The sequence below is a fragment of the Paenibacillus sp. N119s genome, from assembly GCF_059447605.1.
The window spans coordinates 1-6484 of the sequence record NZ_JCAJRU010000265.1; the positions used below are offsets into that span (position 1 = coordinate 1).

General features: G+C 49.9%; 7 protein-coding genes. 3 read left to right on the forward strand and 4 right to left on the reverse strand.

All coding sequences use genetic code 11. The annotated features are described in order from the left end of the window. On the reverse strand, positions 1–242 hold a 242-nt coding region (locus AC5V8P_RS22175; RefSeq protein ID WP_495426464.1), incomplete at its 3' end, for an ATP-binding cassette domain-containing protein. A gap of 103 nt (positions 243–345) precedes the next feature. Between AC5V8P_RS22175 and AC5V8P_RS22180 the strand changes: the two genes are divergently transcribed. From AC5V8P_RS22180 to AC5V8P_RS22190, 3 genes are all read left to right on the forward strand, one after another. Beyond that, complete coding sequence (locus AC5V8P_RS22180; RefSeq protein ID WP_063211598.1) at positions 346–1467, forward strand: LCP family protein; 1122 nt, start codon at positions 346–348, stop codon at positions 1465–1467. Between the two features lie 82 nt (positions 1468–1549). Further along, positions 1550–2866 carry a glutamate-1-semialdehyde 2,1-aminomutase gene (locus AC5V8P_RS22185; protein ID WP_269203242.1) on the forward strand — a complete coding sequence of 439 codons (1317 nt, stop codon included), beginning with the start codon at positions 1550–1552 and terminating at the stop codon, positions 2864–2866. Positions 2867–3085: 219 nt separating this feature from the next. Beyond that, a complete protein-coding gene (locus tag AC5V8P_RS22190) occupies positions 3086–4036 on the forward strand; it encodes a DMT family transporter (protein ID WP_064796556.1) in 951 nt (316 codons plus the stop codon). A 114-nt stretch (positions 4037–4150) separates the two neighbouring features. Here the strand turns inward: AC5V8P_RS22190 and AC5V8P_RS22195 are convergent, their stop codons facing one another. The 3 genes from AC5V8P_RS22195 to AC5V8P_RS22205 all read right to left on the reverse strand — a co-directional run. Next, the gene (locus AC5V8P_RS22195; RefSeq protein WP_064796557.1) at positions 4151–4552 is read right to left on the reverse strand and encodes a sensory rhodopsin transducer; all 402 of its coding nucleotides are present in this window, start codon (positions 4550–4552) and stop codon (positions 4151–4153) included. Positions 4553–4603: 51 nt separating this feature from the next. Continuing rightward, entirely contained in the window at positions 4604–5638 is a 1035-nt protein-coding gene (locus tag AC5V8P_RS22200) for a glycoside hydrolase family 88/105 protein (protein WP_064796776.1), read from the reverse strand. Between the two features lie 73 nt (positions 5639–5711). Then, positions 5712–6484 (reverse strand): rhamnogalacturonan acetylesterase (locus AC5V8P_RS22205; RefSeq protein WP_495473871.1); only part of this gene is annotated, 773 nt, incomplete at its 5' end.

Sequence of the window (6484 nt, forward strand, 5' to 3'; positions counted from 1 at the left end):
AGATGTCCCGATGTTGGCACCAGAATACCTGTCAACATCTTAATCGTGGTGGACTTTCCGGCCCCGTTCTCACCAATATAACCGCATATTTCCCCTTGTGGAATACGGAAAGATATATCTTTGACCGCAGCCACCTCGTTGTATTCGCGGGCGAATAAATCAAGGAAGGCGCCTTTTAAGCCCTCGCGGTTTTTTTGAACCTTAAATGTTTTGCGCAGATCCTGCACATCAATTGCTAGCATGCTATACCTCTCAATCAGGATTTGTAAAATCCATAGTTAAATTGATTGTGCTCCAAAAAGAAATTATAATGTAATGAACTGAAAAGCGAAAGGGAGAGCATCCATGACAAGCAGAACCAAAAAGACGATATGGTCGGTTCTAGCCGTGGTAATCGTCGCGATTGTCGGCTTTGCCGTGTACTATTTTACATCTATTTATAATCAGCTGGAAAATCTGCATAAAGAGGGTGCTAACTCCCCCTTCAAAAATGTAGAGCAGGTCGATCAGGTTCGTACGCCAGAACCGCCCAAGTGGGAAGGTACCGATATGGTTAACATTTTGCTGATGGGTGTCGATGGCCGTGGCATCCAGAAAGGGGAAGTCCCACGATCGGACAGCATGATGGTTGTATCGCTGGACCCTGTGAAGAAAAAAATCCACTTGTTCTCTATTTTGCGTGATACGTACGTGGATATTCCCGGCTACGGAAAAAATCGGATCAATACTGCCATTACTCATGGACCCAACACGGCCATGAAGACGGCCGGTGATCTGCTTGGCATCCCGGTGCAATATTATGTATATACCGATTTCCAGGGCTTTATTAAACTGGTGGACGCTATAGGCGGGATTGATTTTAAAGTGGAAAAGGATATGCATTATACAAGTAATGCGGATAAGCACGAATACGATATTGATTTGAAAAAAGGGTTGCAGCATCTGGACGGCAAGACGGCGCTTCAATATGTGCGATTCCGCCACGATGCTATGTCTGACTTTTCCCGTTCCGGACGGCAACGGGCATTTTTGGAGGCTGTAGCCCAGAAAATGCAGACTACAACTTCCATCGCTAATCTGCCCAATATTTTAGAGCAGGTTAACCCGTACATTGATACGAATCTCAGTGTGAACGATATGTGGAAGCTGGCGAATGTGGGGTACCAAAGCAGCTTTGCAGGCAGCGAACAGGTTCCACCAATGAAGCTGCTTGGCGAGGAGAATGTGGGCGGCGCGGCAGTACTTACCGTCCGTGATCCCGAAGAACTGAAATCATATGTGCAGGATATATTTAATAATCCTCCCGTACAGACACAGGAACAAAACAAGGACCAGACCGAAACGAAGCAGCCGGATAGTGCATCGTCTTCCAAGACGGATAAAGCTTCCTTTACCGGGGGCAATAAAACCACTACTGAAGATGCTTCCACACAATCAACAACAAAGACAAGACAAAAAGAGCTATAATGATGTATGCAGGGGCAGCCGTGAACGCTGCCCTTTGGCGTGTGTATACCCTATTTTAATGAACGGAAAGGAAGTTTTGATGATGAAACGGGAAAACTCCGAAGCACTATATAAAGAAGCGCTGGAGCATATTGTCGGGGGCGTTAACAGCCCTTCACGCTCCTTTAAAGCTGTAGGCGGCGGTGCTCCAGTATTCATGAAACGCGCCCAAGGCGCTCATTTCTGGGATGAGGATGGCAATAAGTATATCGACTATTTGGCAGCCTACGGCCCTATTATTACCGGACATGCTCACCCCCATATTACCAAGGCCATCAGCGAAGCGGCGGCGAATGGCGTATTGTATGGCACCTCGACGGCATTGGAAATCAAACTGGCCAAGATGCTGAAGGAAGCCATTCCTTCATTGGATAAAGTTCGGTTTGTGAATTCCGGCACAGAAGCGGTCATGACGACGATTCGTGTGGCACGGGCCTATACGGGGCGGAACAAGATCATCAAATTTGCCGGCTGCTACCACGGTCACTCGGATCTGGTACTTGTAGCGGCAGGCTCCGGCCCTTCCACACTGGGCATACCTGACAGTGCGGGCATTACAACCAACATTGCGAGCGAGGTCATTACCGTGCCATTCAATGACCTCGACGCACTGCGCCAAGCATTGGAGCACTGGAGCGACGATGTGGCGGCAGTCATGGTCGAGCCGATTGTCGGTAATTTCGGCATGGTCATGCCGCAGCCAGGCTATCTGGAAGGGCTGTGCTCGATGGCGCGGGCGAACGGCTCCCTCGTCATTTATGACGAGGTCATTACCGCCTTCCGCTTCCACTACGGCTCCGCCCAAACGTATGCAGGCCTGGACAACCATGATGCGATTCAGCCGGATTTGACCGCGCTGGGCAAAATCATGGGCGGCGGTCTGCCGATTGGTGCCTACGGCGGCAGCAAGCAGATCATGGAGCAGGTTGCCCCGCTCGGTCCGGCCTATCAGGCAGGTACAATGGCGGGCAACCCAGCTTCCATTTCGTCAGGCATCGCCTGCCTTGAAGTTCTTCAAGGGGAAGGCGTGTATGAAGAGATGGAACGTCTGGCTGTGAGACTGACAGACGGTATTCAGTCTTCCGCTGATCGCTACGGCGTGCCGTTGACGATCAACCGCATTCGTGGAGCGTTCTCGACGCATTTCTGCGACCATCCGATCACGAATTATGAACAGGCGCAGGACACGGATAGCGAAGCGTTCGCATCCTTCTTCCGTCACATGCTGAATCGTGGTATCCATCTGGCTCCATCCAAGTTCGAAGCCTGGTTCCTCACAACAGCGCATACGGACGAAGATGTGGATGCCACGCTGGAAGCGGCAGAAGATTCGTTCCGTGCGATGTCACAAGGTAAATAAGTAGAGCAGTAAGCGATAGCTGGAATAGATGATAAGCTGGAAGCAGTCTGGAGATACGGGTATCTGACCAACAATTATCCGACCTTTGGGACTGCATTCCAGCTTTTTTTAATCCACAACTGTACCGGTACAGTTGTGTTTTTTTGGGATTGTATCAAGTTATACCATCCGGTTATATTGAGAGAACCACAGGTTAAGATCAGATAACGGAGGTTTATTATGCACAATCGTTCCAGAAATGGGGTCGCCTATCTGGCAGCTCTCAGCTATGCAGCTATACTTGGCTTCTCATTTTTATTTGTAAAACTGACGGTGACGGAGGCAAGTCCGCTGGATGTGATTGCCCACCGCTTTGCGTTGTCGTTTATCGCTTTGACCCTTCCAGTGCTGCTTGGCTGGATCAAGGTTAATATCAAGTGGCGTGATATGCTGCGCATTTTACCACTCGCCCTGCTTTCACCGTTACTGTTTTTCCCCTTGCAAGCGTTCGGACTGATGAGTACTTCTTCATCGGAGGGTGGAATTATTCAAGCTACCGTTCCGATCTTTACGCTCCTGTTAGCCTCCTATGTTATTAAAGAGCGCACAACGGGAGTTCAAAAGATTTCCTTACTGCTCTCTGTTTTTGGTGTGGTTTTTATATTTGTGATGAAAAGCGGGACACCGCTAGCTTCCAATAGCTTTGGCGGTATTTTCCTGCTTGTGCTCTCTGCTATATGCCTATCAGGCTATAACGTGCTAGCTCGTCCATTAACACAAAAATACAGCCCGATGGAATTGACCTACGTTACCTCCATTTTGGGATGTATTGTTTTTAATCTGGCGGCCTTGGGGTATCATGCCATGGACGGTACTATGAGCGCTTATACCGCGCCACTCGTAAAGCCTGATTATTGGCTGGCACTGGCTTATCTAGGCATACTGTCCACCCTCGTCACCTCGCTGTTATCCAGCTTTGCCTTGAAGTGGATCGAAGCCTCCAAAATGAGTGTGATCGGTAATTTATCCACCCTTATTTCCATGATGGCAGGTGCTTATATTTTGAAGGAACAGCTTGCCTACTATCACATTATTGGTGCTGTGATGATCATTGTCGGTGTGCTGGGTACGAATTTCGGAGGTCGAAAAAGCTTCACGCCAATCAAAACAACTTCGGCAAAATCGCAATAATGGATTAGAGACAGACAGGTAACTAATCTGCCTTCAAAAAAGAAAACTCCAAGCTGGATCATGGGACTGACCCCATTCCAGCCTGGAGTTTTTTAACTTCAGCGTTTTCGTGAACTAGACCGGGTACGCCATGACACTCATTAACGCCAGCTCCGGCTGTGTCGTGTCCAGTCTGCTATATTGTACAATGACTGGCACATCGCTAGCGACCGTAATTGCATAAGGGATACCTGTCGGAATCCGTTCGCCTGACTTTTGGAGCGAGGCTGTGCGGATATGACGGGTTCGTCTTCCTTCCACCACCTCGATCAAACCCTCCAATGGCTCACGGTCCTCAAAATAAATGTCTATACTCAGCTTTGCCGCACAGTTTCCACAGTTTAACACGCATATACTCTCATGACTGAGCAGTTCTCCCCGGCTTTCCGGTGGAATATATCCGTCGGGGATGATCCAAAATAGACCGCCTCGCGGCTGATTAGCCACCTTTTCCTGAGAAAGTTCAGGTTCTCCCATGCCATTAGCCTCCTTTCACCTATGTTTACCTCCATACCTCTTGCCCCTTTTCTACCCGTATGGATTCTCCTTGGTACGCAGCAGCTGGGCCAGAAAAGCAAGTGTCAATCCCTGGCCCCATCCCTGAATGCGTTTGTAGGGTACGTTGCGATAGCCATCTATATCGTTCATGACAGCAGTTCCAGCGGATACGCCAGTCACTGTACCGTCCTCCTTAATACGAGAAAGAATGCCGTCGATCGCCTTTTGCGTGTATTTGTTAAACAGTCGGCCCTGCATAAGTAAAGCCGTTGCAATCCCTGCCGAGCCGGAGGTCTCCAGATAAGAGGTATCATCATCCAGCACTGTATGCCACAGTCCTTCCGGAGATTGCAGCCGCACCAATGCATTCAGCTGGTCACGCAGCGAGCCGTCGATGATCATATAGGATGGATACTGCACCTCCACACATTTCAGCGCCTTGGCCATCGTGAGGGCAGCCCATGAATTGCCGCGCGCCCAGTATATCCCCGACATGCGGCTCTGGTTCGCATGATCCCAGCCGTGATAATACAAATTCGTATCCGGGTCCTGCAAAAATTCCTCATGTCCGTGATATTGTCGGATGCCATCCTCCCAATATGTCTTGTTGCCTAGCAAATGACCGATACGCAGCAAATAAAAACCGGCCATAAACATCGTATCCACCCATGCCTGCTGTGGAAATACATCATGTAGTGAGTTCACGGTATGCTGGAAAATACCGTCGGCAAACCGCACCGCTTTTTTGACCAAAAATTCTGCCATCTCGATGGCGATATCCAGGTATTTTTGTTCCCCTGTAGCCTGATGCAGCGTCAACAAACAATGGCCGACAGAAACACCATTTACCGACAGAGGTGGAAGTCCATCCTCGATATTCTCGTCGATCCATTCTTTCAGCTGGATCAAATACTTCTCATTGCCTGTTGCTTCATACGCTTCACATACTCCATAAAAGGCTACTCCACCCGGCCAGTCCCAGCTATAGTGCATTTGAAACGTGCGTTCCACTACCCGGTCGATCACCTGTTTAATCTGTTCCTCATCAAAACTCAATGCAGGCATTTCTACGTCTCCTCCTTTGGTAAGCTTCACGTTAGTTGCCCTCCTTGCCACCTGTTCCAAAAAAGGTCATCCGTCAACGTAAGTACATGCGCAGCGGTTGCAAATCCAGTTCCTTCACAGCCGCCGTCACCATGTTTGCAATCCGGATCGCACCATTCTCATGAAAATGCGTATTATCCTCCAGGCCACCGGAAAAGTTCATGTATTCCCCAGGCAGCAGCCACATAAAAAGCTCCTTGCTTGCTTCAGAGCCCAGCTCTTCATATAGCTCCTGCGTGCGGACAGACAAATCAATGAGCGGCACGTTCGCTTCTTCCGCCAGCTCGCGAACCGCCGTTATATAGTCGCCATGTGTGTCGGACAGCGTACCCTCCTCGTTAAAATAGCGACGATGTACAGGCGTTATTAACACCGGGGTGCCGCCCTTGCTTCTTGCTCCGTCGATATACAGGCGCAGATGCTCCTTGTAGGTCGTAAAAGGCTCCGTGGCCCGCTGCGGATCAGGCTTCTGATCGTTGTGGCCAAACTGGATGAACAGGAAGTCGCCTGCCTTCATTTCCTCCAAAATAGCGTCCAGCCGTCCCTCGTCCACGAAGCTTTTCGAGCTTCGCCCCGATACGGCATGATTATCCACGCAGACATCATGCTTGAACAGGGCCGGCAAAGCCTGGCCCCAGCCTGTATACGGATAGCCAGCCAGCCCTTGATCCGTAACCGTTGAATCTCCGGCTAGGAACAGCCGGAGACTCTGTGGTGCTGGCACAATCTCCAGCGCATTGATTCGCGGTGCGGTGCCAGATACGGTGAGGCGCAGTTTGCCACCCCGGACAGGCACCGTAAACATCT